This is a genomic window from Natrinema longum, from assembly GCF_017352095.1.
Lineage (GTDB): Archaea > Halobacteriota > Halobacteria > Halobacteriales > Natrialbaceae > Natrinema > Natrinema longum.
In genome coordinates this window covers 3,338,483-3,362,771 of record NZ_CP071463.1, presented here as the reverse complement: position 1 = coordinate 3,362,771, position 24,289 = coordinate 3,338,483, and the positions used below count along the sequence as shown (strand labels likewise).

22 protein-coding genes are annotated in these 24,289 nt (G+C 64.1%); 2 read left to right on the top strand and 20 right to left on the bottom strand.

What is annotated here, in order from left to right; genetic code table 11:
• Positions 1 to 162: 162 nt before the first annotated feature.
• The 9 genes from J0X27_RS16665 to J0X27_RS16625 form a co-directional block, all read right to left on the bottom strand.
• Positions 163 to 3,270, bottom strand: coding sequence for a DUF7286 family protein (locus J0X27_RS16665; protein WP_207270266.1), 3,108 nt, complete (start codon positions 3,268 to 3,270; stop codon positions 163 to 165).
• Positions 3,270 to 4,328 carry a DUF7284 family protein gene (locus tag J0X27_RS16660; protein ID WP_207270265.1) on the bottom strand — a complete coding sequence of 353 codons (1,059 nt, stop codon included), beginning with the start codon at positions 4,326 to 4,328 and terminating at the stop codon, positions 3,270 to 3,272. Before J0X27_RS16660 ends, J0X27_RS16665 begins: the two co-directional genes overlap by 1 nt.
• Positions 4,322 to 4,816, bottom strand: a complete 495-nt coding sequence (locus J0X27_RS16655; RefSeq protein WP_207270264.1) for a DUF7285 family protein — start codon at positions 4,814 to 4,816, stop codon at positions 4,322 to 4,324. The genes J0X27_RS16660 and J0X27_RS16655 overlap by 7 nt, the downstream gene beginning before the upstream one ends.
• The gene (locus J0X27_RS16650; RefSeq protein ID WP_207270263.1) at positions 4,794 to 5,864 is read right to left on the bottom strand and encodes a DUF7283 family protein; all 1,071 of its coding nucleotides are present in this window, start codon (positions 5,862 to 5,864) and stop codon (positions 4,794 to 4,796) included. Before J0X27_RS16650 ends, J0X27_RS16655 begins: the two co-directional genes overlap by 23 nt.
• Before the next feature lie 97 nt (positions 5,865 to 5,961).
• Positions 5,962 to 7,698 (bottom strand): secretion system protein, encoded by a 1,737-nt coding sequence (locus J0X27_RS16645; protein ID WP_224214541.1) that lies wholly within the window; start codon positions 7,696 to 7,698, stop codon positions 5,962 to 5,964.
• A gap of 15 nt (positions 7,699 to 7,713) precedes the next feature.
• Entirely contained in the window at positions 7,714 to 9,630 is a 1,917-nt protein-coding gene (locus tag J0X27_RS16640) for a type II/IV secretion system ATPase subunit (RefSeq protein ID WP_207270262.1), read from the bottom strand.
• Between the two features lie 91 nt (positions 9,631 to 9,721).
• On the bottom strand, positions 9,722 to 10,198 hold the full coding sequence (locus J0X27_RS16635; RefSeq protein ID WP_207270261.1) for a DUF7311 family protein: 477 nt from the start codon (positions 10,196 to 10,198) through the stop codon (positions 9,722 to 9,724).
• Entirely contained in the window at positions 10,195 to 10,866 is a 672-nt protein-coding gene (locus J0X27_RS16630) for a DUF7310 family coiled-coil domain-containing protein (protein WP_207270260.1), read from the bottom strand. Before J0X27_RS16630 ends, J0X27_RS16635 begins: the two co-directional genes overlap by 4 nt.
• A 91-nt stretch (positions 10,867 to 10,957) precedes the next feature.
• Positions 10,958 to 12,013 (bottom strand): ATP-binding protein, encoded by a 1,056-nt coding sequence (locus tag J0X27_RS16625; RefSeq protein ID WP_207270259.1) that lies wholly within the window; start codon positions 12,011 to 12,013, stop codon positions 10,958 to 10,960.
• A gap of 73 nt (positions 12,014 to 12,086) precedes the next feature.
• On the opposite strand from J0X27_RS16625, the gene J0X27_RS16620 reads away from it, so the two are divergent.
• Positions 12,087 to 12,587 carry a DUF7382 domain-containing protein gene (locus J0X27_RS16620; RefSeq protein ID WP_207270258.1) on the top strand — a complete coding sequence of 167 codons (501 nt, stop codon included), beginning with the start codon at positions 12,087 to 12,089 and terminating at the stop codon, positions 12,585 to 12,587.
• A gap of 588 nt (positions 12,588 to 13,175) precedes the next feature.
• Here J0X27_RS16620 and J0X27_RS16615 read toward each other — a convergent pair.
• From J0X27_RS16615 to J0X27_RS16575, 9 genes are all read right to left on the bottom strand, one after another.
• Positions 13,176 to 13,874 (bottom strand): MinD/ParA family ATP-binding protein, encoded by a 699-nt coding sequence (locus J0X27_RS16615; protein ID WP_207270257.1) that lies wholly within the window; start codon positions 13,872 to 13,874, stop codon positions 13,176 to 13,178.
• A complete protein-coding gene (locus tag J0X27_RS16610) occupies positions 13,871 to 14,236 on the bottom strand; it encodes a DUF7857 domain-containing protein (RefSeq protein WP_207270256.1) in 366 nt (121 codons plus the stop codon). Before J0X27_RS16610 ends, J0X27_RS16615 begins: the two co-directional genes overlap by 4 nt.
• A gap of 7 nt (positions 14,237 to 14,243) precedes the next feature.
• Entirely contained in the window at positions 14,244 to 15,416 is a 1,173-nt protein-coding gene (locus J0X27_RS16605) for a DUF8167 domain-containing protein (protein WP_207270255.1), read from the bottom strand.
• Positions 15,413 to 16,546, bottom strand: coding sequence for a DUF8167 domain-containing protein (locus tag J0X27_RS16600; RefSeq protein WP_207270254.1), 1,134 nt, complete (start codon positions 16,544 to 16,546; stop codon positions 15,413 to 15,415). Before J0X27_RS16600 ends, J0X27_RS16605 begins: the two co-directional genes overlap by 4 nt.
• Positions 16,547 to 16,558: 12 nt before the next feature.
• The gene (locus J0X27_RS16595) at positions 16,559 to 17,887 is read right to left on the bottom strand and encodes a DUF7125 family protein (protein WP_224214542.1); all 1,329 of its coding nucleotides are present in this window, start codon (positions 17,885 to 17,887) and stop codon (positions 16,559 to 16,561) included.
• 79 nt (positions 17,888 to 17,966) lie between these two features.
• The gene (locus J0X27_RS16590; RefSeq protein ID WP_207270253.1) at positions 17,967 to 18,827 is read right to left on the bottom strand and encodes a cobalt-precorrin-4/precorrin-4 C(11)-methyltransferase; all 861 of its coding nucleotides are present in this window, start codon (positions 18,825 to 18,827) and stop codon (positions 17,967 to 17,969) included.
• Positions 18,824 to 19,744, bottom strand: a complete 921-nt coding sequence (locus J0X27_RS16585; RefSeq protein ID WP_207270252.1) for a cobalt-factor II C(20)-methyltransferase — start codon at positions 19,742 to 19,744, stop codon at positions 18,824 to 18,826. Before J0X27_RS16585 ends, J0X27_RS16590 begins: the two co-directional genes overlap by 4 nt.
• Positions 19,741 to 20,343, bottom strand: coding sequence for a precorrin-6Y C5,15-methyltransferase (decarboxylating) subunit CbiT (gene cbiT, locus J0X27_RS16580; RefSeq protein ID WP_207272103.1), 603 nt, complete (start codon positions 20,341 to 20,343; stop codon positions 19,741 to 19,743). The genes J0X27_RS16585 and cbiT overlap by 4 nt, the downstream gene beginning before the upstream one ends.
• 106 nt (positions 20,344 to 20,449) lie before the next feature.
• Complete coding sequence (locus tag J0X27_RS16575; protein ID WP_207270251.1) at positions 20,450 to 21,232, bottom strand: 3-oxoacyl-ACP reductase family protein; 783 nt, start codon at positions 21,230 to 21,232, stop codon at positions 20,450 to 20,452.
• A 293-nt stretch (positions 21,233 to 21,525) separates the two neighbouring features.
• On the opposite strand from J0X27_RS16575, the gene J0X27_RS16570 reads away from it, so the two are divergent.
• Positions 21,526 to 21,945, top strand: coding sequence for a thiol-disulfide oxidoreductase DCC family protein (locus tag J0X27_RS16570; RefSeq protein WP_207270250.1), 420 nt, complete (start codon positions 21,526 to 21,528; stop codon positions 21,943 to 21,945).
• 39 nt (positions 21,946 to 21,984) lie between these two features.
• On the opposite strand, the gene J0X27_RS16565 is transcribed toward J0X27_RS16570, so the two are convergent.
• Both J0X27_RS16565 and J0X27_RS16560 read right to left on the bottom strand, forming a co-directional pair.
• Entirely contained in the window at positions 21,985 to 23,292 is a 1,308-nt protein-coding gene (locus tag J0X27_RS16565) for a hypothetical protein (RefSeq protein ID WP_207270249.1), read from the bottom strand.
• Between the two features lie 89 nt (positions 23,293 to 23,381).
• Complete coding sequence (locus tag J0X27_RS16560; RefSeq protein WP_207270248.1) at positions 23,382 to 24,236, bottom strand: 3-hydroxyacyl-CoA dehydrogenase family protein; 855 nt, start codon at positions 24,234 to 24,236, stop codon at positions 23,382 to 23,384.
• Positions 24,237 to 24,289: the final 53 nt, after the last annotated feature.

Genomic DNA, 24,289 nt, shown 5'->3' with positions numbered 1-24,289 from the left:
TCCCCCATTAGTTGTATTTCGGTATGTGTTGTATGTTGATCTATTAGGTGTTATTTGGATTTAATATAGAAAGCGAAGAGTTTGGCCCTGTTATTTAATAATATCAAACTAATTTACTCTAGTATATATAATATATTATAAAAATTACATAAATGTGAAAAACTAGCAAGATTGGGTATTTGCTTCTGGCCCAACCTCCCTCCAAGTTTCCGTACAATAGGTTGTTCCTTGGGAATGAAAATCCCCATCAGCAACAGCAGGAATCGGCCCACCCTTTTTCACGATCGCACCCGGCATAACCACGATTACCTCCGTGCCGGTCTCGAAGTCGACCGCCTCGTTTCTGCCGACCTGAACGCTCGAGCCGTCGGAGAGTTCGACTTCGACGGGGCTCTCCTCGGCGACGTAGGTCAACCGGTTGCTGTCGGACGGATCGCCGATCGTCGAACTTACCTCGAGACGGGCGTACTCACCCGCGACGTCGACGCGCCAGAAGTTAATCGTGATGTACCACTTGTCCGGCATGTAAAAGAGGGCGGGGATGCCCGGCCAGGGGGCGCGGTTGTGCGTCTGGATCGCCATCGGGTGATGGTGGGCGTCACTGTCGGTGTCCATGATCGATTCGTTGCTCGCGCGAACGGCTGAGACGTGGTCGCGTTCGACTTCCGTCGCGGTCAAATACGTCGGCGATCCCGATATCTCGTACTGGGCGTCGTCGTGAACCGGCGACCCCTCGAGGTCGGCCGGATCGGGGTCGTAGTCCGCGTTCGCCAGTCCCTGCACGTAACCCAGGACCTCGTTCAAATCGTCGACCTGCCCCTCGGTGTTGTCGTCGATTTTGTCGTTGAACTCCTCCATCTGGCCGCTGTACTCGCCGTCGAACTGCTCGAGCCAGTAGTAGAGCCGATCGAAGTACGCTTTTCGAATCTGTTGTTTTGCCATCGATTCGGGCGTCTCGTAGGGTCCATCGTCGACGTACTCGTCCTCGTACTCCGCTTTGATGTGTTCCTTTACCTTCTCCGGCGGTGACTCGTCGTCGGCCAGCTCGTTGATCTTGATCCGAAGCGGATCTGCCTTCCAGTCGGCCGTGAAGTTCTCGTGGACGTCCTCGAGTTCCTCGTCGAGCGTTTCGGAGATCCTCTCCCGTTCGTCCGGAATGACGTCGCTGGAATCGAGCACTCTGTCGTGCTCTTCCCCGATGCTGTCTTTGGCCGTCTGCTCGAGTGCGTTCGGATCACTGTTTCCGAGGTCCGACTCGAGTTGGGTCGCAATCTCGGTTTCTGCAGTACTGTACTCACTCGCGCTCGTGACCTCGACGAGTGCGTTCTCGAAGCCGGTCCGGAAGGTGACGTTTTCGTGGGTCCCGTAGTCGGTTGCGATCGGATCCGGTTCGACCTGGAAGTCGTCGTAGGCTTCGTAGTATACGCCACCGGCCCGGAAGCCGTACGCGGCGTCGATCGTCACCGTTGCGTCGACGTCGACGCTGTCGCTTTCCGTCACCGTCGTCGTCACGGTTTCGTTGTTTTCCGTTTTCTCGTACCCGCGGGTGACTGCGACGTCGACCGTCGCATCAGCCGTGATACTGTGAATCTCTCGGTCGTACGTCTTGCCGTCGGGTTGCGGGGTGTGGGAGACGCTGTCGACGGTGATGTCGGTAACGCGCTCCTCGTCCTCGCTTCTGGATCGATGCCAGTCTCCGCTGGGCGGATCCGGTTCCGGTACCGAACCGGCCGTGGCCTCTCGATCGACTATGATGTCCAGTTCGTAGAGTTCGTCACGAATGTCGTGGACACTCCCGTCGTACTCCTCGGACTCCTCGATGGGAAGACTACTCGAGACGTCGTGATCTACATCACCTCCTGCGCTCCGTATGTCGGATTTCATGTCCGACGATTTCCCCTCGAGATACGAGGCGGGATCCCGGGGGCTCTCGAGTTTGTACTCGATATACGTGGCTTCGGCGACCGACTCGACCGGCAGTTCGATCTCCTGCTCGGCCACACCCATGCTGTCGGTACCGTCCTTGATCAGTTCCGAAAGCGGTGGCACCTCTGGAAGCTCACCAGTTGCCTCGTCGCCGAAGATCCAGTCGTTGAGAACCCCGCCTTCGTTACACAGCTCCTCTCTGAAGTTGACGTTTTGGTTCACCGGGATTGTCATATTGTCCGGCATCTCGCCGTCGGGACCGGTTTCATTCAGCTGCTCCATGTGATCATTGAGGTCCTCGGAGAACGTGGTATTGTTACTCGGAACGACATCGTTCATGTCGATCTCGGGATCGACGCCGCTGATCGTCGTCGTGAAATCAAGTGACATACACAGGTACTGCGGGCGCATCGCTCGATCGGCGTCAGGGTCGCGCGTCCCGAAGGTGTCCTCCTGGACCGAGTAGATCGCGTGGTTGGTGAGTACCTCGGTGTGGTCCGTCCCGATCGTCTCCGTAAAGTCGTGGTCTTCAGGCGTTACCGTCTTGTTCCCGAACCGGTTCCAACTCGCTTTCATGTATGCGATCGGATACTGTCGAGCAGCCATCTCCTGCCCGAGCCCGTCGAGGGTGGTCGGGTCCGGCATCCCGTCTTCCTCGGACTCGAAGAATCCCTTGTTGAGTTTCGATTCGTATTCGTTCATCTTCTCGTTCAGTTCGAACACCGGCGTTCCGACGCTGACGCTGATCGATCGTGTTTCAGCTGGGAGCTCTTCACCATCGACGTGGCCGCCGAATTCGACATCGTGAATCGTCGCGGTGACCGTCCCCTGTTCGACGTCGTCGTCGAAGGAGCCGATCTCGAGTTCGACCTTCTCGATGGCCTCGTCGGGGCTGAGTTCTCCGTCGTCCGGATCGGCAGCGACTGGCTCCAGAGCAACCGTCGAGCGAGAATCCGGACCGACGGACTGATCAGCCGCGGGTATTCGCTCGACAGCTCGCAGATAGATCAGTAGTTTCACGTACTCACGAAACGCCCCGGATTGGTCTGACGCGGACGAAATCCCGTCCACGTTGCTTCCAGTGGTCGTGTTGATCGGTGCCCCACCGGCCTGATGGGTCGCCTCGAGGACGGCGGCTCGAAATTCAGCCTGTGCTGCGGTTTCGGTCCGATCCATGACGAGTTCGGCGTCGCGGTCGATCCTCGGTTCGGATCGCCGTTCGAGCATCACGATGGTCGCGACGCTCACGACGAGCAACAGGACCGCGATTACCGCAAACGGAACGTGTCCACGCTCCGCGATCGTAACCGTTGCATCCCGTTTTCGTTGATCCGCTCCTGTCATCATTCCCACGTTTGGACGGTGATCTCGATCGTTCCGGTCGATACTTCCTCCTCGAACGTTTCCTCGAGTGCCGTTTCCTCGGCGGGGGTCAGCTCGTCGCCGAATTCGTCGTAGGTCGTTCGAATCTCTTCGCCAGCCGGACTGGTACGAAGATCGTCGGCAATAATCCTCGCGAGTCCCGTTTCGGCACCGCGATCGCCGTTCACGAGGTGGTCGTTTGCATCGATTGCATCCGGCTTCGTCCCCGTTATATCGTCCTCGATATCGACAGCCGCGGCATCGGCTATTCGCCGATAGTTGTACAGCGTCACTGCATGCTCCATCAACGACGACTCGAGCGTATATTGAGTCTGCTCGGGCGGGAAGTAGCCCTCGACCATCGCGGAAGCGATTTCCTCGCCGACGAGGTCGAAGCCATCGTCGATCTCACTGCGGTGGGGAGAAGCCTCCTCCCCCTGCTCGAACAGGGTTGCCAACCGCTCGGAGTCGACCGATCGAACGGTCGCCGAAACCTCCGTCGTCGAACTCGAGACGTCCTCGGTTCGGGGTGGTCGCTCACCGGCGGTCGCCGTGCCGTTGATCGAGGCACCGTCGTAGGGCTCCCAGGTGGCGACTGCATAGACCGTCCCCTCGCTTCCGACCAACCGTCCGCGAATCGCTCCGTCCACCGACCGTTCGACATCGTGTCCGTACGCGAATAATTCAGTTCCCTCGATCTGGAGATTCGTCATCGCTGCCTCGCCGAGGAGATCCGTTGCCGAACCGTACGTCGTGATCTCGTACAGTTCGTTCACGTCGTCCGGTTCGAGGTCGTCCGGAGTGTCGTAGTGGTCACTGTCAGTGGCTGCATACCCTGACTCGTTTTCTTCGCTTACGTCGTACGTGATCGTCACTGTCGATCCGGACAGGGTTTGCAACGCCTGGTCACCACGATCTCCGTCGATCGGGTCGTCGTCACTCTGCAGGTAGAGTCCGATCAGCAACACGGTCGCGCTGATGATCAGAAGCGCCAGCGATACGTCCATCACCGTCGAAATCCCCCGATCGCGATTTACCATACGCTCACCCGGAGCGTTCCGGAGCGGATGTCTGCCCGACTGACCACCGCAACCGGGATCGACCTGGTCGCGACGCTCGCACGATCGGGGACACCCTCTTCGTCGATGTATCGTTCGAGTTCGGCGATGTCGGACGCATCCGTCTCGTCCGGATATCCCGACGGGAACGTTGTCCCGGCGATCCGCTGTTCGCCGCCGTGGTCGATCACGGTCACGGTCACGGACACCGTCGACCCTGCCGGGAGCGAGCTGCCCGCGATGTGATCGTCGATGTCGTCGGCGCTATCGGCGGCGTTGAACACGCCGTCCTCCTCGATGTCGTCCCAGACGTAGTCGATCGTCCGATCCGCTGTCGCCTGCTCGCTCGATCCTGGGAGGATCGGGTGGGCCGCCACGGCGTAGAGGCCGAGGGCGATGGCGAATATCGAGACGGCACAGATCGCCGCGAGCGGTTCGGTCTGTGCCCTAGACGGTGACGAGCGTGACATACCGAACACCTCCACGATTCTCGTGCCAGTGTGGGTCGTCGAACTCCTCTGAAGTCAGGCTGGGACCGCAGATTTCGGTCCACTCGCCCGCTTCGTCGATCGTTCCGTGGCAATCCTCGAAGTCCGCCCCGACGACGGTGATCTCGAGATCGTACGTGCCGGTCCAGATCGTCACTTCGTCCTCGTCGCTATCGGTGACAGCATCGAGATCGCCGTCGACAAGCGTCACGGTCTCGGTATCGCCCTCTTCGAGTCCGGGAAACGGCGCAAAGTCGTAGTCGATCGCGTCGATGTCTGGGGTATCGTCACACCAGAACCCACCCCGGTTGCACGTGAACCCAGTTACCGTCGCTTTGAACCACCCCTCCGAATCGTCGACGTCGATCGTTTCCGTTAGCTCCGTCCCATCGACCTGAACGTTGGTGTCGCTATCGGCGGTGCCGTCGACCCTGACGCGGACGGTTCCGGGGATCTCGATGTCCTCCTCGTCGAGATCGTCGTCCTCGTCTGCGAGGTCCTGCGCGAGAGCATCGTTGTTCGTCGCTTTCGCCTCGATCCCGACTGTCGAGTCCTCTTCGACAGCCACCCTCCGAGTGACGATCTCCCCGTTGGCAGCTAGCTCCGTGCCCGTGTTTTCGACATCGGCAGCCTCGACCAGGGCGAAGAACTCGCCCGTCGCATCGGTGTGTGGATCCTCGAGTTCGGCCCCGAATTCGTCCTCGAACGATCGGCCGTGCGTGACGTTCTCGAGTCGGTCGTATCCGTTGACCGGGACGACGGTTCCGTACGCGAACCTCGCGTGGGAACTTCCGTACTCGTTTTCCATCGTGATGGTCTCGTGATCGATCGTCACCACCGCCGCGTCGTGCTCGTACGATGCGCTGGCGGCGTACTCGCTCCCTGTCACCCCCTCGATCGTGTTCGCTCCCCGCTGTGCGTCCGGCGGTGGCATCGACGGGATACCGAGCGCGATTCCCGCGAACGTGATGCTGGCGATGACCATGGCGACGTGGACGTACCACCCGTCGACCGGGGCTTCGAAATCCATACTCCCTCTGCTCGCCCCTTCTTATTTAAAATCGAGTTTGTACAAGAGTACAATAAAGCCGAAACTCGAGTCGAGCCGATCGCGGGTGAGGGCACGCTCAGACGGGATCGAGCAACACGACATCGATCATCGAAACGGTCACCACGAACAGTAGCATCGACGAGAGCAGCGCACGGCCGACGTGGTATCCGAACAGCGTTCGGTCCATCCCGTGGCGGAGTGCGTACGACAGCGGCGTCAGAATGACCACCAGCATGATCAGATAGATCGCGATGACGACTCCGAGTTGTTCGACCGGTATCGTGGTCGCGTCGCCGAGTCTGTCGCTGGTCGCGAAGTCCTCCGTCGTGAGCATCCCCGCCATGCCGACCGTGGCACCGCCGACCATTGGACCGAAGTACGCCGCGGTGTTGTCGAGCGTACTGGTGACCTTAATGAGTGACCGCTTCGTCTCGGCTTCGACGTTCTCGAGTTCCTCGAGGTGGTCGGCCATCGAAACGATGGCGCGACCGGCCGGCTTCCCTTCTTCGCCGGCGATCGCGAGCAACGCGGCCATGCTGCGTGCACGCTGACTCGGAACGTTTCGCAACGCACCGTAGGGTCCGAGGAACGCCTCTTCGACGCCCGTGTGAAGACGACGCTGAACGCCAGCGGCGTGTTCGAACACGTCGCCGGTTTCCGCGGGGACCCGATCGGCGGCGAGTTCGATCGCGGACTCGACGGACTCACCCTCGGCGACCTGTCGGCCAACGATGTACAGTGCGTCGGTCAGATGCGTTTCGACGTCACGAACGTGGGTCCGAATCTCGAGGGTCGGCCGGTAGACTGCCAGCAGGGCAACGCCGATACCGACTCCCCCCGCGACGACCGCGGAGAGGTACGCGGGTCCGAATAGTTCGATGGCGGTATAGACTACCCCGCCGGCGACGAGCCCCCAACCGGCTCGGAGCCAGAGGTGGTCGGGGAGGTCGGGATGATCGTGATCGATTTTCGGCGGCGGAAACGCAACGGGTCGGCGCACGAGTAACCACAACGACGCAGCGATCAGTACGGCCGGCAACACCACGTTGTACAGGAGCACGAACATCCAGATGTTGAGATCGACACCGGCCATCGGTGCCACGGGAACGATCGCGATCAGCGCCATCGGAAGCAGAATACCGAAAGCAAAGAGCATGGTAGTCGGTGCCCTGATCGACGCCGTGAACTCCGCCATCCGGTTTCGAGTCCCATCGAGAATGGCAGACAGGGAGCGATCGAGCGTGCGCGCGCGCTCCCCTTCCGGGGCGTCCTGTGCGGTCGCGAGCAGCGTCGACGAGCGTCGAAGCGCCGGGAAGTGTTCGGCCCACTCGTCGGCGAACGACAGCAACCCGGCGTACGGCGTCCCTTTCGACCGGTTGACGTGTACGCCGAGGCTCCGCGCCAGCGGTCCGTCACCGGTTTCAGCGGCGAACCTGACCGCGTTCTCGAGCGAGGGTTGGATCTGCATCCGCAACACCGCTCGCCCGATGAGATTCGGCGTCTCGCCCAGCGCCTCCGTCCGCCGGAACGCCGCCTGGAGGTGTGGCCAGGAGTGGATCGCGTGGGCCGACCCGAACGACGCCGTGAGTACGAAGACAGCGATGAACGGTATCGACACGTTTACGAGTAGGAGCGGGACTGGCACGAACGCAGCAGCGAATCCCGCACCGTATCCGGCCTTGACGACCGTCTCGGCGTCGTATGGGGCACCGACGAATCGAATCGAGTCGATGAGTTCCCTGCTCGCCTCGACGTCGTAAGGGTAGAGACCGGCGAGCACGCGAACGACCATCGCCGTCATCAGTATCGTCATTCTCTCACCTCGTTACTATCGGGTAGCGTACGCGGCGGCCACTTCCGACGGCGAAACTCGCCCGTCTTCTGCGAGTTCCCTCATCAGTTCTTCCCGCTCGACAATGGCTCGTCTGACATCGGCGTATTCCTCGGTCGGCCCACTCATCGCCTGGACGTAGCGACTCTTCCCTCGGTCGATTCGACCGGTCGATGCCGTCTCGGTTCCGTCGAGTTCGTAGAGGGATTCGAACCGAATGTCGTCGCCAGTGCCGAGCACCTCCTCAATACGAGCGATCCGTCGACTCCGTCCTTCGGGTGTCCGATAGGCCTGGACCGTGACTACCAGGTCCGTCGCACCGAACGAGGAGGGTTCGACATCGAGATCTGAGACGACACGCTCGTAGACGTCGTCAGCGCCGTCCCCGTGGATCGTTCCGAGGACGGCGTTCGCGTTTGCCCCGACTCGCATCGCTTCGTAAAGAACGCGGGCCTCTTCACCGCGGATCTCCCCGACTACCAGCGCACCGTCACCAAGCCGGAGCGCCGTCCGGAGCGCGTCGGCTGGTGAAATCTCCGGCCCGCGGCTGGTACCGGTCCGGAGCGCCTGAACGTCCCGGCCGACCGATTGCAACGGACTGACGGGCAGTTCGGGGGTATCTTCGATAATCACCGTGCGTGTATCCGGCGTTACCTCGTAGAGCAACGTCCCGAGCAGCGTCGTCTTCCCGGCCCCGCGGGTCCCGGCGATCAACGTCGCGGCGTTCCGTTCGATCGCCGTCGAGAGAAAGCCCGCGGCTGCCGCCGGCATCGTTCCGTTCGCCACTAATCCCGGCAGTGTAAACCTGTCGTCGGACTGTTCGCGGAAGGCGAAGGCGGTCCCGTCCGCGACGGGATCGGTGACGCCTGCGATCCGGAGTCCGCGACCGTTCGCCAGCGACGCCGTCGCGTCGACGGTCGGTTTCGCACGCGAGAAGGCTCGCCCGCTCGTTCGCCTGACCCGCGATGCCAGCGCTTTCGCACCCGTCTCGGTGAGGTGGACGTTCGTCTCCATGGCTTCCCCATCGAGTTCGACCCGAAGCGGGTTCGCGGTCACCGGCGACGTGACGTAGACGTCGGTCACCGCCGAATCGGCGAACAGGTCCTCAAGAATACCGTACCCTTCGGTGTGTTTCTCCAATACCGTCGTCAACGTCGGATCGACCGGTTCCTCCGAGACGAACTCGATCGCCCGCGAGGGTGCGCGGTCGCCGTCCACCCATCCTTCGGCGATCGCCTCGTAGCCATCGATCACCAACTCGCGTTCCTCCGGCGACAGCGAGAGGTCGACGACATCGAGCTCGTACAGCGGGAGTCGGTCCGCTCGCTCGTAAATTCGGGTCGTACTCCCGGTCTCGAGCTCCCTGATATCGACGAGTCGGGCCGTCTCGTCGATCGTCCGATCGATAAAGTAGTTCGCGATCCCGACCCCGACGCGGGGAGACAACACGTCCGTGTATCCGTCGACCCCCGCAACGACCTCCAGCAGCCCGGACTCGAGGGCCACATCACCGATCTCGTCGACCCGACTATCGAGCCCCGCGGCAGCACCGAGTGGATCCCGGGCGACATCGCGTGCGAGCACCTCGTCGCGTGATCCGAGTAACTCGATGAACCGTCCGGCCGCTCCCAGAAAGTCCGTCTCGTCCCGGTCGTACCGGTATTTCAATCCGTCCGAACTGACGACGATCGACTCCATCTCTCGTTCCGATAGCATCTCGACGACCGAGTGGCGGCAATCAGGTGACTCGACGAGATTGCCGCTGCACTCCGACGCGTCGACGTGGATCGTCCGGTCGTCGAACGCCATCTCGCAGTCGCATCGACCTCGAGCCGCCGCGTCCCCGAACAGTCTCTCGAACCCGATCCCCGGGAGGAACGTCCGCACCAGTCGGCCGGAGTCGTCCGTAGACATACCCCGTTTGGACTCGCCTTCTCATTTAAACCACAACTCTCCCGCGGGATCGCTCACGGCCTCACACGGGTTCGAAACTGACGCTCGATCGCTACTTCTCCCAGTCCGGCGGCGCTGCGACGACGACCGGATCGCCGTTCTCGTCGGGCAAAAGCGCTAGTCTGAGCGTCCGTTTCCCGCTCCCGCCGATCGCGGTCGTTCGGTTGTCGGTCGGATCATGGTAGACGATCGGTTCGTCGATGAATTCCTGCTTTCTCGTTCCGTCGTCCAGGACGTATCGCGCGATACTCATGTCTGCTTTGCGTACCGGTTCGATCTCGAAGTGTGTGACGCCCGTTGCCGTGAGCGAACCGGCCGGGACGGTTACCTCGACGACACGCCGTGGATCGGGATGGCCAGCCGGTGAGAGTTCTTCGTTCTCCGTCAGGTCGACCGCTGCCCCTTCGATGTCGGAAATCCCGGTCTGTAGCTGGCGGTCCGTATTGTCGTCTGCGCCGTCCTCGAGTGCGACTCCCGCAACGCTCAGGACTGCCACCGCCAGCAACACTGCTACTACGTACCGAATCATAGGAGCCGTGACCGCAGCGACCCCACCAATCCGCCGTCGTCCTCGTCCGTCGCGGGTCCGTTCGTGGCCGAGTCACTCTCACCGAGCGCCGAATCGACGGTCGACTGATTCGCGGATGAGGCCGGTCGGTCCGCACCATCGTCGACGATCGACCGCGACGTGCCAGTCCCGTCGACGATCCCTTCGACCGATCGTTCCGGCTCTCCTTCGGCGTCGTCGGGTTCCTCGAGTCCGCTCTCACCGAACGTGAAGACCGTCGGTTCGCCGTCCGCGTTGGTAGTCTCGGTGGCCGTTCCATCGGTTACATCCTCGTCTCTCTCGGGAGCTTCCGGTTCCGTATCGAGTAGCCCACCCTGGAGATCGTCGAGTTCGACCTCGAGTTTATCCATTCGGCGTTCGAATCGGTCGACCGTCGCAACCGCCGACGCGGCGTGGCGTTCGACGTCGTCGTTGATCGACTCCACGTTCCCAACGTACCCTTCGATCGACTGAACGGTCGCTTCGAGGTCGGCGATCCGTCGGTCCTGTTCCTCGAGACGCGTTTCGAGTTCGGCGACGGTTTCCGCCAGCGAGGTCAGTTCCGACAGTTCCGCGAACGTTACGTCGCCGTCGACGACGACGCGCTCGACGGCCGACAGGCGCTGCTCGAGTCGCTCGATGTCCGTCATGGCCGTCCTTCCCGCAGTATCATATTTAAATTCGGACGGTCGAAACTGCACCACTCGATCGGTACCGACACGCTATCCGACCACCGATCGATCACTCGTGATCGGCGAGTTCGCGTGCGCTCGGGCTCCCGCCGCCGTGTGGCGTATCACGGGCCCGGATCTGGGCAGCGTGGATCGTTTCGGTCGCGTCGTCGATCACGACCACTTCGCCGGGGTCGGTCGGGAGCCGCTCGTCGAACGAGTCGTTCATGTACGTCGGCTGGGCGGCGTTCAACGCCTCGAGATCCGCCCCTGCGGTCAGTCGGTGTGACACCAGGACATCGGACTGAGAGATCGCGATTTCCGAGACGGCGCTCGGACGCTGGGTCGCCAGTACGAGACTGACGCCCGGTGCTCGCCCACGCGTGAGCACCGTGTGCAGGGCGTCCTCCGCGATGCCGTCGAAGAAGGTGTGTGCCTCGTCGATCAACAGCCACGGGAGGCGATCGATGCGGTCGTCGACGCGTGCCCGGTAGAGCGCCTCGGCGATCCCCCGGCAGACGGCGTTCATCGGTGCGGAGTCGAGCCCGGAAACGTCTACCACCGTGATCTCGGTGCTGGCGAGGGTGCTGGCGTCGAGTCCGTCTGGGTCGAACACGCCCCACGTATCCGCGAGATCGATGTGGTTGACTGCGGACCGTCTGTCGGTGTCCGGCGCGTCGCTTTGCTCGACGTGGCGGCGCATGTCCGCGAGCGTCGGGTGCTGCTGGGCGGCTTCCCAGACGAGTGCGCCGGCACCGGTCTCGGCGGAGAGCCCGAGCAATGAACACCACGACCGCGGGCCGAGCACGTCGGCTGAAACTGCCGGCTCGTCGACCACTTCGACGGGGACCGCCTCGCCGTCGGCGGGTTCTGCGAGCGTCGAAAAGACCCCCATCGGGTCGATAACTACCGGTGTGACCCCCGCCGCGCGGGCGAGTTCCTCGGCGACGACGCCCATCGTGAACGACTTTCCGTAGCCGCGCTTTCCGACGATCAACGTCGCGTGGGGACCATCGAGGTCGAGGTAAAGCTTGGTTCCCTGACTACCGTCGAGTGCCCGATACCGACCCACGTGACCGGCCTGCTCCGTTGCAGCGTCAGCGCCGCGTCCGATGACGAAACCCATAGTCCGTCTCAGCCCCTATCATATTTGAAGTTTCGATCTTGGGTTTAAATGGAAAGGGGCGGCCAACCAGGGTATGGGTTCGAAACAACGACCGATACCCACGCTATCACTCTCGAGTCCCACGCGCTCGTTCGTCGACGACGACCGGGCGATAGAGGGGCTACCGATCAGACTCGTAATCGCACTCATCGTCGGCGTGATGTCGCTGGGAATCATGCTACAGATGCTCGGCGGGATCGGTGATTTCGGAACGAAGACCGAAGTCGACCTGGAGTTCCAAGACGAGAACTATATTTCGGAAGGAGACACGGACAGTTTCACGGTGAAAGTAGTCGACGAAAACGACGAGGGAGTTCCTGAAGCGACGGTGATCGCAACCGCTGGCAGTGCCCGGATGGATGCGGTCATCGGAGAGACCGGTGACGACGGCGAAGCGGATTTCGATTTCGAGGATGTCGAACTTCCGCCGGATGCCGACACCGGTAGTATCGAGTTCGAAATCGAACCCCCGACGGACTCGGATTGGGAAGACGGCGAACCAAACAATGAGTTGACCGTCGTTACTGACGGCTAAGGCCTGGTGGCCACGCCGGGAGGTGTGGTTTCGATTTCGACTACTGGTCGTCCCCGTTTGTTGTGTCCGTGCGCGTTTGTTGTTTTATTGTAAGCTATTGCCAGTACGGGTGAGCCATTTATCCTCGACGACGGGCGATCACGACGACGTCGGACTGCTCGTTCCCGAGTGCGTTCGACGACACCACGGATCTCCACGATTTCACGGGGACGACTGAAGAATCCCGTCCGTCACTGCGGACGTCGAGACGATGCGGACGATGACCGACCCCCTCGAGGCCTGCACCGTCCTCGAGGACGAAGTCGACACCACCGAGCCGAACGGTTGGAACGATCGGCGGCCGGTCGCTTCGAAACGGCTGCAACTCCGCGTCGAATGCGCAGTGATTTCCGTTCGACAGTACGATCGATGCGTCGCTCCGCTCGAGTTCCTCACGGAACTGCCGACGGCGTTCGTTTCCAGGCCCTCGGCCGAGACTCGTTGGAACGAGCGGACAGTTACTGACGTGCCCCGACCCACGATCGAGAGCGGTGGGACGGAGCCAAAACTGACGGAATCGGAGACGCAAAAGATCGGTCTCCTGACGACTCAGACGGAGTCGGAACGGTCGGCACAGCGCGTTTGCGCCTGGCCGACCCGCTCGGCGACCGAGTGGTACGCCTCGAGGGCCTGTGCGTCGGCATCGTGGTCGTGGACTGGAACCCACCGCGCCTGGGCATCGGCGACCGCGTCCTGTCGTTCGACGAGTGTGACGTCGACGCCGAGCGTCCGACCCAGTCGGCCGGCGAGCGAGCCGTGCCCCTCCCGATCGGCCATGTTGAGGACGACAGCGGCGACCGGGGTCTCGAGAGTGACAGCGAGGTCGTGGGTCCGGAGAGCGTCGACTAGCGCCGCTTTGTCGGGACTCGTGACGAGTACCGCGAGATCGGCGGCCCGAAGTTCGAACCCGACATCGCGGGCGAGCCCGCTAGGACAGTCGACGACGACGCGCCCCCAGCCTCGTTCGACGCGTTCCAGCACCCGTTCGAGGGCCGCAATCTCTGACGCGCGTGCCCCCGACAGCGTTCGACCGCAGGGCAAGACCGGGACCGAACCGCTCGTCTCGACCGCATCGACCGGGTTTGCCCGGCCAGCCAGGACGTCGTGGAGGTCGGGACCGGTCCCGGGCGGGAGATCCGCGCCGGTCAGGTCGGCGTCGACGACAACGGCATCGAGTTCGTGGGCGAGATTCAGCGATACCGTCGACTTCCCGACGCCACCCTTGCCCCCGGCGACAGCGACGATCATCGCTCGTGTTCGAGCACCTCGTTCGTCGGCTGCCAGCGGTCGAGTTCGCCGAGAACCGCCGCAGGCCTGGTTTTCTCGCCCTCGTGGCGCTCGCTCGAGACGACTTCGACGAGGGGATCGGTCGGCTCGGCGGGGCTCGCGAAACCGATGCCTCGGCACCGACCCGGACGGACCGTCGCCTCCCAGCGATCGTCGTCGTTCCAGTGTGGATCGACGAGTCCGTCGTGTCGCGGCGGCCAGACCGGGCCGTCGAGCAAGAGCTGTAGACGAACGGTCTGGGGAGTCGAACGCGTGTTCGTGACCGTCACCCGGACCATCGTGATGCCGTTCGTTCGTTCCGAATTCGTTTCGAGAGTAACCATGGAGTGACTATGTCCGTGTCTGCGTCTGATCGTCGAGGTCGCTGTGTGAGTTTGTACTGTCCGCAGGATCGACCATCGTCAGGTCCTCAGGCGGGGCGAGTATCCAGAGGTCGTCGCCCGCTCGCAGCGTCTCGCTGTCCTCGGGAAAGGGACGCAACTCGTCCGCGCGGTCGAGGACGAGCACTCGTCCGGGTAGCCAGCCGACGAACTCACCGGCGAACCGGCCGTCGGAGTCGATCGAGAGCGTCGTCACCGTCTCGTCGACCGTCCGGAGCGTCGACGCGAACTCGTAGCCGTCGGTTGGCTCGTCGGGACGGGTGACCAGTCGATAGCGCTCGTCGACGGCGAAGTCGTCGACGCGATCGACGTCGACGAGCACGGTCGCAACCGACCCGGTGGCCGTTCGAAGCGTCCCGGTCGCGATCAATCGGTCCCGATCCCCGGTCGACCGGATCTCGACCGGATCGCCGAGACTCGCAGCGGGTGAACACTCGGCGCGGATCGCGATTCCGGCGGTCTTCGGGGGAAGCATCGATCCGAGTCCGGCGGACCGTCGGCCAACGAGGACGCGGTCGATCGTCCCGTCGTCGGCCATCGTCACGTCGACAAATCCGACGTCGTAATCGCGTTCGACGCGGCGCTCGATCCGATCGCGTCGCTCCGGCGTCGACAGACCGTGGGGAAGCGTCATCGTCGCTTCCGAGAGTGCCTGACGAACGGACGGGTCGACCGAGCGATATCCCTCCGCCTCCGCGATCGCCTCGGGCAACTCGAGGGCGACGGCGAGTCCCGCCGATCTGATGGCGGCCGCTGGCTCACCGCTCGCGTCGATCCGCGAGAGATCGGCGACCTGGCAGGAGAGCCGGTCGCCGAGTCGACTCCCGCCCGCCGCAACGATCCCGGCGAGCAGGAACGTGGCAAGCAGATACCCGGCACTGAACTGGTGATCGAGGGGAATACCGTCGAAAAACACGTTCGCGCCCAATACCGTGTACGTCAGGTGCCCCGCGACCGTCGAGAGGCCGAGCAGAACCGCGGCACCGGCGGGTGGCGAGCGTGTCGTCGCCCAGCGGTACCCCGCAGCTGCGAGTAGCCCGACGATTCCTGCTAGCAGTGCCATCCCGACGACATCGATCGCGGCGGTGCGGACGAGGTCCCAGAGGGTACCCACGTCCATCATCGGTCGTTCACCTCCGGCGAGGTGCCGGCGACGAACGCTCTGTCGCCCTCGGTAGGGGACACGTCGGCGGCGAACCGCCACTGGTCGTCGCTACACACACCGAGGGTCTCGGCAGCCACACGGGAGTCGCCCCCTAACTCGACGGATGTCACGGCCCGACCAGCTTCTTCCAACAGTGTTGCCGCCTCGAGCGCGTGGTTATCGCCGCTCGGCAGAACGACGATGCGGTGTCGGGGGGCATCGAGCAATCGTGTTGCTGCGGTCGTCTCGACCGCGACCGTGACTCGTCCCACACCGCCGTCGAAGCCGATGGTGGCGGCTCGGTGGGCAACCGGTAGCGAGCCGATGGCCGTGCCACGATCGTCGGCGGAACCACCGCCGTCGTCGATCGAAAGGACGTCACCGCGGACGCTCTCGTCGCCAGCGGCGATCGCGACCCGGTCACCCGGTTCGATCCCCGTCGGAAGCAGCCCGGACACCGTCACCGCCCTGGTTCCCGCCGACAACGTCGTCGCGACGCCCTTTGCGGGCGGGGCGGCGGCGACGGTCGCCCGACCACGTCCGTCGATGGAAACGTCGACGAGCGAGAGTCCGTACTCGGTCCGAAGGCGGCGCTCGAGGCGGCGTTCCAGTTCGGAGAGTTGCAGATCCGCCGGGAGCCGCCAGGCACCGTCCTCGATGGTCGTCCGCAACTCGGGAGACAGCGGTGGGTACCCCTCGAACTCGCGGATCGCTCCCGTCGGACGGATCGTCACCTGACCCATGGCGTCGACGGCGTCGACCGCGTCCACGGACAGGGTCGGCCCCCTGACGACCGGGAGCGACCGGCTCTGGGGAAGTTCCGCTGCAACGCGGTTCCCCTGGTTCGTCGTGACAACACCCAACAGACCAGCGACGACCGCTGCCATCGCGATCCGGGGAGCGTGTGAGAATCCGGGAGCGAAGACGCCCGCGTCGATGCCGGTCGCGACCGCGACCGGGGCCGGGACGATTCCGACCAGAAGAGGGAGAGGTCGATCCAGGGCGATGCCGACGCCGACCGCAGCCAGACCGACCAGGATCGCGGGCACGAACCCGACCAACAGGCCGTACGAGATGCCGATCAGTGCTTCGTATGGAAGAGGTGCCATATTCCACACCCGTCACTCCGCTCCCGGCGCGGACTCGATCGGTGCGACGCCCCCGTCACCGGCGAACTCGAGCGCGAACGTCTCGCTCAATCCGGCTTTCGGGCGGTATTTCGGTACCGAGAGGAGGTGTTCGATGTCGGCGTCGGCCGCCGGGGTGACCGTCTCGAGTTCGAACACCGCGTCGGCGGCACGGAGCGTCGCCGATCGATTCGGCGGTTCGTCCTCGAGACAGTAGAGGATCGCGAGGCCGTCCGTCTCCACCATGCGGTCTTTGAGTTCGTCGAGGAACGACACGTACGCCGACCGGTCCCGACGTTCGAGTTCGTCGATCGGGTCGACGATCAGATTGGCCGCGTCCGGAAGTTTGTCGATCAGGGAGGCCGCCTCCTCGAGGGCGTCGTCGCCGGTGACGCGTCTGGTCGTCGGCGTGCCGGAGCCAGTCGCGGCGGATTCGATCGCTCGACGGACGTTCTCCCGCGACCGCTGCGTCGAGAGATAGAGCGTGCCGCGGACGCCGGTCGCCCGATAGAGGATGTGCTCGGCCTGACTCGCCGGTTCGGCGACGAGTGCGACGACGGACCCCGGTGAGAGGCCGCCCCCGAGTCGGTAGTCGAGTTCCTCGATGCCGATGGGGAGGCGATCACCGGCGTACTCCGGAGGGGCCCGGTCGCTCGCGGTCTGTGTGGCGAGCGTTTCGACGATTTCGTCGAACGCCGTCGTGACATCGTCGTTCAACAGTGGCGAGGGGCGGTCGGGGACGCATCCAAGAAGCGGGACCCCGTCCCAGCGGGTCGCCGGCTCCGGGATCTCCGAGCACTTGTTCAGGATCGCGCCGTAGACGGGAACCCCGAGCCGGCGCGCCATCTCGATCGTCGTTTCGGCGGCGTCCAGCGTGCGGTCGGTGTTCGACGCGAGGACGATGACGCCCGCGGACTGGGCCAGCGGGTCGACGACATCCGGACCGGCACCGGACGGACAGTCGATCAGGACCTGCTGTCCGTCCGCCTCAAGGCGTTCGTCTAGGGAGTCGAACTCGAACGCCTGCGAGGACTTCGGCGCGGGAACGATGCCGACGGTCGGTTCACGCGGATGGGGCTGTGCGATCTCGGTGATATCGGCACCACGATCGAGGTCCGCGATCGTCGGCCCGCGATCGCGCTCCGTCATGACGTGGAGGTTCGGGAGCTGTCTGTCGGCATCGATGGCGAGCGCTGGCGTCTCCGCTCGCGCGAACGCCTCGGCGAGGCCGAGCGTCACTGTCGACTTGCCACAACCACCTTTCGATCCGGCGATGGCGATCATGCCACCGTTGGCCTCGCCTTCCCTTTTGAATATGGACACAGTGAGCCGACCAATTCCGTGCCGGTTCGCTGCAGGTGAGGCTCCCCCTCGCCGACGGACGCCAAGTAGCCAACGAGCCCTACGATCCGCGATTCGCCCAGTCGCCGTAGAGGAACGAGCGCTCGTAGCCCGCCCCCGTCACCGCATCGCCGATGACGACCAGCGCCGAGGCGCGATACCCCGCCTCCTCGACCTTGTCCGCGATGGTCCCGATCGAACCGACGATCACGTCCTCGTCGGGCCAGGAGGCGTGGTAGATCACCGCGACCGGCGTCTCGGGGTCGTGGTCGTCCTCGAGCAGGCGATCCATCGTGTCCCGAACCGCGTGGGTCCCGAGGTAGATGCAGGTCGTCACGTCGCCCATCTCGACGAACTCGGAGATGTGATCCTCCTCCGGTGTCAGGGTCTTGCCCTGGGGCCGGGTGAAGGCGACGTGGTTCGAGACCTCGTTGAGCGTCAGTTGGGTCCGCAGCGTCGCGCTGGCCGCGAAGGCCGACGTGACGCCCGGCACGAAGTGGGTCGGTACGCCCTCGTGTTCCAGGGCATCCATCTGCTCGAGGGCCGCGCCGTAGATGGCTGGATCGCCGCTGTGCAGCCGAACGACGTTGTCGCCGTCCTCGTAGGCGTCCCGCATCAGCGGAATCAGCTCCTCGAGGTCCTTCCCGACGGAATTTACCAGTTCGGCGTGGGCACAGTACTCGTCTAACAGTTCGCTGTTGACCAGCGAGCCCGCGTGGACGACGAGGTCGGCCTCCTCGAGCAGTTCCTTCCCGGCGACGGTCAGCAGTCGCGGGTTGCCGGGCCCGGCACCGACGAAGGGGATCCCCTCCTGTTCGTCGCCGGCGCTGTGCTCGAAGATCCGGTCGTCCAGTTCCTCGCGGCGGCGCTCGCCTTGGGAGTCGATCGCGTCCTGCGGGTCGTTTCGTGCGTCGTCAGTCATCGGTGTCCTCCACAGTCGCCGCCCTCACAGCCCTCGGCGCGCTCAATGTTGACCAGCCTGCCTCCGTCGGAGGGTACCTCCGACGAGGATCGCGAACCTTCCTCGGAACGCTTCGCGTTCCGATGTGGATCGCGCTCGCTTCGCTCGCGCTCACCTTCGATTCGCTCACCGCCGTCGGTTACCGGCTCACCGCTCGTCGTCGAGTCGTCTTCACTCGAGTCGTCGGAGCCGTCGGTCTCGAAGGCTGCCGTCGCCTGCTCGACCTCGAGGTCCTCCTTCTCGGCGTAGGCGAGCGTGTAGTAGTCTCGCTCGTCGATCGCTTCGGGGTCGTCGGTGACGATGGTATCGCCCTGTTCCATGAAGAGCCGCCGGCCGTAGGTCACCTCGTAGCCGGCATCGACGAGTCCCTCGTGGGTGGCCGGCGCGTCGGTGACCTTGAACAGGATCATCCGGTCCGGGCCCGTCGGACTGTGTCCGGACGCGGCCTCTCGTAAGGAGAGGCCCGCGCCGGCCTCGATCTCGACCCCCATCGCGGTCGCGAAGGCAGTCACCGCGCTCACGCCGGGAACGATCTCGAGGGCGACGTCGGGGTGGAAGGCGTCGATCGTCCGGCGCAGGTGGCCAAACGTCGAGTAGACGTTGGGATCGCCCAGCGTGACGAACGCGACGTCGCCGTCGCGGGCGTTCGGGGCGATCTCCGCGGCGGCCTCCTTCCACGCCGCACGGAGCTTCTCCTCGTCTTTCGTCATCGGGAAGTCAAGGTCCCCGATCTTCGACTCGTCGACGTGGTTCAGCGCCACGGTCCGCGAGAGTCGGCCCGGCGAGTAGACCACGTCGACGCTCTCGAGGACCTCCTTCCCGCGAACGGTCACGAGGTCGGCCTCGCCGGGACCGAGCCCGACGCCGTAGAGGGTCATTGGTGACACCCCCCGCTCCCGTCGGCGGCGACTCTCTCGCCATCGTCCTCGGCCGTCGCGCTCCCGACCAGCATGTACACCGGGTTGTCCGAGTCGAAACTCGTCGCGCCGGCGAGTTCGTAGCCGTGGCTCACCTGGAACTGGACGACCTCCTCAAGCAGGTCCCGTTCGCGGAAGGCTTCCGTCGCCTTGCCCGCGACCTCGAGGCGCGAGACGTTCATCACGACGCGGTCGATTTCGGTTTCGACGGCGTGGTCGAGGACGGCCTCGAAGTTCCGGCTCCCGCCCAGGAAGAGCGCGTCGGCGTCGTCGGGCAGCCCCTCGGGCGCTTCCGCGTTGCGCAGTTCGACCTCGGCCCGGATCGAGTCCTCGTTCGCGGCCAGGTTCTGCTCGGTCGTCTCGAGTCGCTCGGGTTTCCGTTCGAGGGCGGTCACCCGCCCGGCTCGCTGTGCGGCTTCGATCGTGATGGCCCCCGTACAGGAGCCGACCTCCGCGAAGTGATCCTCGGGCTCGAGTGCGAGTTTCGAACCGACGACGGCGCGGACCTCCGACTTGGTCGGTCCGGCCTTCGCATCGTGTGGAAGCGCGATGGGTGGCATCATCCGGTGGAACAGATTCCGGCCGTAAAACAATTTTGTTTGGGGTAGAACAACTGTGCTTGCTCGAGGCACCCTACCGAATCGGATCGCCTGGCTCGGCGACTCGTCACCACTCGATGCCGCCGTTTATTCCGACGACCTGACCGGTCATGTACTCGGCCTGGTCGCCGACGAGGAACCGGACCATCCCGACGATATCTTCGGGTCGGGCGAACCGATCCAGCGGAATGTCCTCGCGGATCTTCTCTCGAACCCGATCGGGAACCGTCTCGAGCATGTCCGTCTCGGTAAAGCCCGGCGCGACGCAGTTCGCCGTCGAGCCGTGACTCGCCAGTTCCAGGGCGAGCGTCCGAGTGAACGCGAACAGGCCGCCCTTCGAGGTCGCGTAGTTGGCCTGTCCGTAGTTACCCTGCTGGCCGACCACACTCGAGATGTTGATCAGTCGCCCGTGATCGGAGGTTTTGACGTCGTCGTAGAACGCCTTCGTGCAGTTGAACGTTCCGTGGAGGTTGACGTCGATGACCGCTTGCCAGTCCTCGTAGGTCATTTCCTCGAACGTTCGATCGACGGTGATCCCTGCGTTGTTGACGAGGACGTCGATCGCGCCGAACTCCTCGCGGATGTCCGCGGCCATCCGTTCGACCTGCGCCGGGTCGGAGACGTCGGCCTGGACGGTGATCGCCGTCTCGCCGTTTTCTTCGATCCGCTCGGTCACGTCGCGTGCCTTCGCGTCGGACGAGCGGTAGTTCACTGCGACGTTCGCACCACAGCGGGCGAGTTCGAACGCGATTTCGCGACCGATTCCACGCGAGGAACCGGTGACGAGACAGGTACGGTCGGTCAGGGGTCGACGCTCCAGTGGTTCGAGTCGGGGAACCGTTTCAGCCATACCTGCACCCACACCACCGTTTGCATTAACTATTTAATCCGTTTTCAGAACAGTTGAATGGCAGTTCGAGCGTCTCTCTCGTCCACTGTCGTACGTCTGATGCGGTCCCCCGTCCCGAGTGACCGGCGACCCCACGACCTGTCCGTGGGGTCGCCGGCACTGACTGACAACGGTCCGTACGAGTGCGTGGTGTGGAAGTCCTCGGGTCCCGCTGCCGTCGCAGTGTCGGTCCGGACCGCTGCTGCGACGACCGGAATCGTGAATTGGCAGGAGTCCCAACGGATGGATACCCCATGAGTACGGACATCCCGGACGACCCGATCATCCTCTTCGACGGCGTCTGTAACCTCTGTAACGGGTTCGTCCAGTTCATCCTGCCGCGGGATACGGACGGGCAATTTCGGTTCGCCTCGCTCCAGTCCGATGTCGGCAAACGGTTGCTCGCCGAACACGACCTCCCGACGGACGAACTCGAGTCGATCGTGCTGATCGAGGGCGACGACTGCTACGTGAAGTCCGCGGCTGTCATCCGAATCGCGAGGCTCCTCGGAGGGGTCTACGCGCTGCTCGGGCCGTTTCGGTTCCTGCCGCGGTCGATTCGGGATCGGGCGTACGACTTCGTCGCGGCGCGCCGGTATCGCTGGTTCGGCAAGAAAGACCAGTGTGCGATGCCGCCGGCCGACGTCGACGTCGGTGCGCGATTCCTCGAGTGAGGACGCGGTGGCTCCGTCGCTCGTCGGCGTCGTGCAGGCTCAGTCGTCGGCGAGCGCGAGTTGCCGGCCCAAAAGCGCGAGTGGGTAGCCGAACACGGCGACGCTTGCGACCCACGGCAACAACAGGAGCCCGTACATCGTCGGCCCGTATCCGAACACCGAGACCGGAGCGATGGCCCCGATCGCGGCGATCGGCGTGAGCGCAGTGACCGCCACGAGTGCGATCGGGGTCCGGCCACGTTCGAACGCGTGTCCGATCGGCAGCCAGAGTGCGGTCGCCAGTCCGAAACAAAGCGGGACCGCATACACTGGCGGTCCGGCAAGTGCGAGCGCGACTCCTCCAGCGGTGAGCGTCGCGAGCACCGACAGGCCCGCCAGCCCGCGCGTCTCGAAGCGCCTGCCGAACCGGCGTGCCACGCTTCCCAGCAGGGCGTATCCGACCCCGAGCGACGCCAGCGCGACTGCACCCGGCGCGGGGCCGGGGCCGGCCGCGGTCGACCCGACGACGAGGAAGCCCACTGCTCCGACGCTACCCACTGCCACGATCAGTCGCTCGAGGGTCGTGTCGTCGACGGCAGCGACCCCCAGATCGATCCGTCCGATCGCCACTCCGGCGAGTGCGAGCAACACCCCCGGAATGGCACCGCCGCTCGCCCCGTGTGCGAGCGCCGTCGGCCCGGTCTCGAGAGCGAGCGTCGCGTAGCCCCTCGCGGCGTCGAGAACGCCGCCGTTGCCGTAGGTGACGTACGTCTGCTCGCCGAAGTCGTCGCCCGGGTCGCGGTCGGTTCCGCCGGTCCACGTCACGGCGTTGCCATCGACGTCGGCGGCGGGGACGTGGTTCGTGACCCTCGTCCCCGCGGGAGTGTGTAGCGTAACTCGCTGCGCGACGATCTCGTAGCGAGTGAGCGCGGTTCCGACCGCGAAGTAGTCGACGATCCAGGTGTCTCCGACTCCGGATCGGGCGATGTCGTCGACCGTATAATTCACTACGACGGAGTCGTCCTCGAGCGACGGCTCGACCTCGCGGATGTCGTCGTCGGCGGCGTGGTATCGTGCCCAGGCGTCGTCGACCGCGGCCTCGAGTGCGGTCGCGTTGGTGCGGTAGCGCTCGGCGGCGGCGTCGGTGACCGGCACGCGGGCGTGCCAGCGCGAATCGCCGGTTTCGTCGACGTAGATGTCGAGCGTTCCCTGCTCCGTCGCGCCCGCGATCTCGGCATCGTTGGCGGTGCCGGGACCACAAACTCCACAGAGCTGTGTCGGCGGTGGTGCGCCGGCGACGGCGGCGATACCGGTCGCTCCGACGAGGCTACAACAGAGGAGGGCGATAGCGAGGCGTGCGAGGCGCATCGTCTCCCGCAACGAGTGTCAGCGTAAAATACCTTATCGGAAACTGAATCGAATCGCAACCGATCGCAGTCGTCACGCGACGCGGACGATCACTCGTATTCGTAGAACCCGGTCCCGGTCTTCTTGCCGAGGTCGCCGGCCTCGACCTTCCGTTTGAGGAGGTACGCGGGCTTGTAACGGTCGCCCAGCTCCTCGTGAAGGGTTTCGGAGGCGTGGAGACAGACGTCGAGACCGATGTGATCCGCCAGCGTCAGCGGCCCCATCGGGACGTTGGTCCCAAGTTCCATGCCGGTATCGATGTCCGCCTTCGTAGCGACGCCCTCGTCGTAGGCCCGAATGCCTTCGTTGATCCAGGGCATCAGGATGCGGTTGGTGACGAAGCCGGGCTTATCGTCGGCCTCCCAGGTCGTCTTCCCCAGGTCGTCGGCGAGTTCGTGTGCCAACTCCGTCGCCTCCGCGGTCGTCTTCTCGCCGACGACGACCTCGACGCCCTCCATAATCGGGACCGGGTTCATGAAGTGCAGTCCGATCACGCGCTCGGGGGCCTCGAGGTCCGACGCGATCGAGGTGATCGAGATCGTGCTCGTGTTCGTCGCGAGCAGGACGTCGTCGTCACAGACCCGCTCGAGGTCGGCGAAGATCTCCTGTTTGACGCTCAGTTCCTCGAGGGCGGCCTCGACGACGAGGTCGCAGTCGGCGAGGTCATCGAGCAGTGTCGTTCCCTCGATTCGGTCGCGGATCGTCGACGGGGATTCCGCGAGATCGTCTCGCGCGTCCAGCCGTGAGAGGCTATCGTCGATGGTGTCGAACCCGTTCTCGACGAACGTCGACTCGATGTCGCGCATCACGACCTCGTAGCCGGCCGTCGCCGCGACCTGTGCGATCCCGCTGCCCATCGTCCCCGCGCCGACGACGCCGACACTGTCGATCTGCTGACGAACCATACGCCCTAGATGCCCGGAGATCGGCGTAAGCCTGGCGGTGGTCGCCGTCGGCC

What these genes read in the sequence shown, in the direction of transcription:
- J0X27_RS16650 (WP_207270263.1), bottom strand. Translation starts at nt 5,864, where the DNA reads ATGGATTTCGAAGCCCCGGTCGACGGGTGGTACGTCCACGTCGCCATG.
- J0X27_RS16570 (WP_207270250.1), top strand. Translation starts at nt 21,526, where the DNA reads ATGAGTACGGACATCCCGGACGACCCGATCATCCTCTTCGACGGCGTC.
- J0X27_RS16560 (WP_207270248.1), bottom strand. Translation starts at nt 24,236, where the DNA reads ATGGTTCGTCAGCAGATCGACAGTGTCGGCGTCGTCGGCGCGGGGACG.
- cbiT (WP_207272103.1), bottom strand. Translation starts at nt 20,343, where the DNA reads ATGCCACCCATCGCGCTTCCACACGATGCGAAGGCCGGACCGACCAAG.
- J0X27_RS16600 (WP_207270254.1), bottom strand. Translation starts at nt 16,546, where the DNA reads ATGGCACCTCTTCCATACGAAGCACTGATCGGCATCTCGTACGGCCTG.
- J0X27_RS16640 (WP_207270262.1), bottom strand. Translation starts at nt 9,630, where the DNA reads ATGTCTACGGACGACTCCGGCCGACTGGTGCGGACGTTCCTCCCGGGG.
- J0X27_RS16585 (WP_207270252.1), bottom strand. Translation starts at nt 19,744, where the DNA reads ATGACCCTCTACGGCGTCGGGCTCGGTCCCGGCGAGGCCGACCTCGTG.
- J0X27_RS16605 (WP_207270255.1), bottom strand. Translation starts at nt 15,416, where the DNA reads ATGATGGACGTGGGTACCCTCTGGGACCTCGTCCGCACCGCCGCGATC.
- J0X27_RS16590 (WP_207270253.1), bottom strand. Translation starts at nt 18,827, where the DNA reads ATGACTGACGACGCACGAAACGACCCGCAGGACGCGATCGACTCCCAA.
- J0X27_RS16630 (WP_207270260.1), bottom strand. Translation starts at nt 10,866, where the DNA reads ATGACGGACATCGAGCGACTCGAGCAGCGCCTGTCGGCCGTCGAGCGC.
- J0X27_RS16625 (WP_207270259.1), bottom strand. Translation starts at nt 12,013, where the DNA reads ATGGGTTTCGTCATCGGACGCGGCGCTGACGCTGCAACGGAGCAGGCC.
- J0X27_RS16565 (WP_207270249.1), bottom strand. Translation starts at nt 23,292, where the DNA reads ATGCGCCTCGCACGCCTCGCTATCGCCCTCCTCTGTTGTAGCCTCGTC.
- J0X27_RS16660 (WP_207270265.1), bottom strand. Translation starts at nt 4,328, where the DNA reads ATGGTAAATCGCGATCGGGGGATTTCGACGGTGATGGACGTATCGCTG.
- J0X27_RS16620 (WP_207270258.1), top strand. Translation starts at nt 12,087, where the DNA reads ATGGGTTCGAAACAACGACCGATACCCACGCTATCACTCTCGAGTCCC.
- J0X27_RS16655 (WP_207270264.1), bottom strand. Translation starts at nt 4,816, where the DNA reads ATGTCACGCTCGTCACCGTCTAGGGCACAGACCGAACCGCTCGCGGCG.
- J0X27_RS16645 (WP_224214541.1), bottom strand. Translation starts at nt 7,698, where the DNA reads ATGACGATACTGATGACGGCGATGGTCGTTCGCGTGCTCGCCGGTCTC.
- J0X27_RS16575 (WP_207270251.1), bottom strand. Translation starts at nt 21,232, where the DNA reads ATGGCTGAAACGGTTCCCCGACTCGAACCACTGGAGCGTCGACCCCTG.
- J0X27_RS16635 (WP_207270261.1), bottom strand. Translation starts at nt 10,198, where the DNA reads ATGATTCGGTACGTAGTAGCAGTGTTGCTGGCGGTGGCAGTCCTGAGC.
- J0X27_RS16665 (WP_207270266.1), bottom strand. Translation starts at nt 3,270, where the DNA reads ATGACAGGAGCGGATCAACGAAAACGGGATGCAACGGTTACGATCGCG.
- J0X27_RS16610 (WP_207270256.1), bottom strand. Translation starts at nt 14,236, where the DNA reads ATGGTTACTCTCGAAACGAATTCGGAACGAACGAACGGCATCACGATG.
- J0X27_RS16615 (WP_207270257.1), bottom strand. Translation starts at nt 13,874, where the DNA reads ATGATCGTCGCTGTCGCCGGGGGCAAGGGTGGCGTCGGGAAGTCGACG.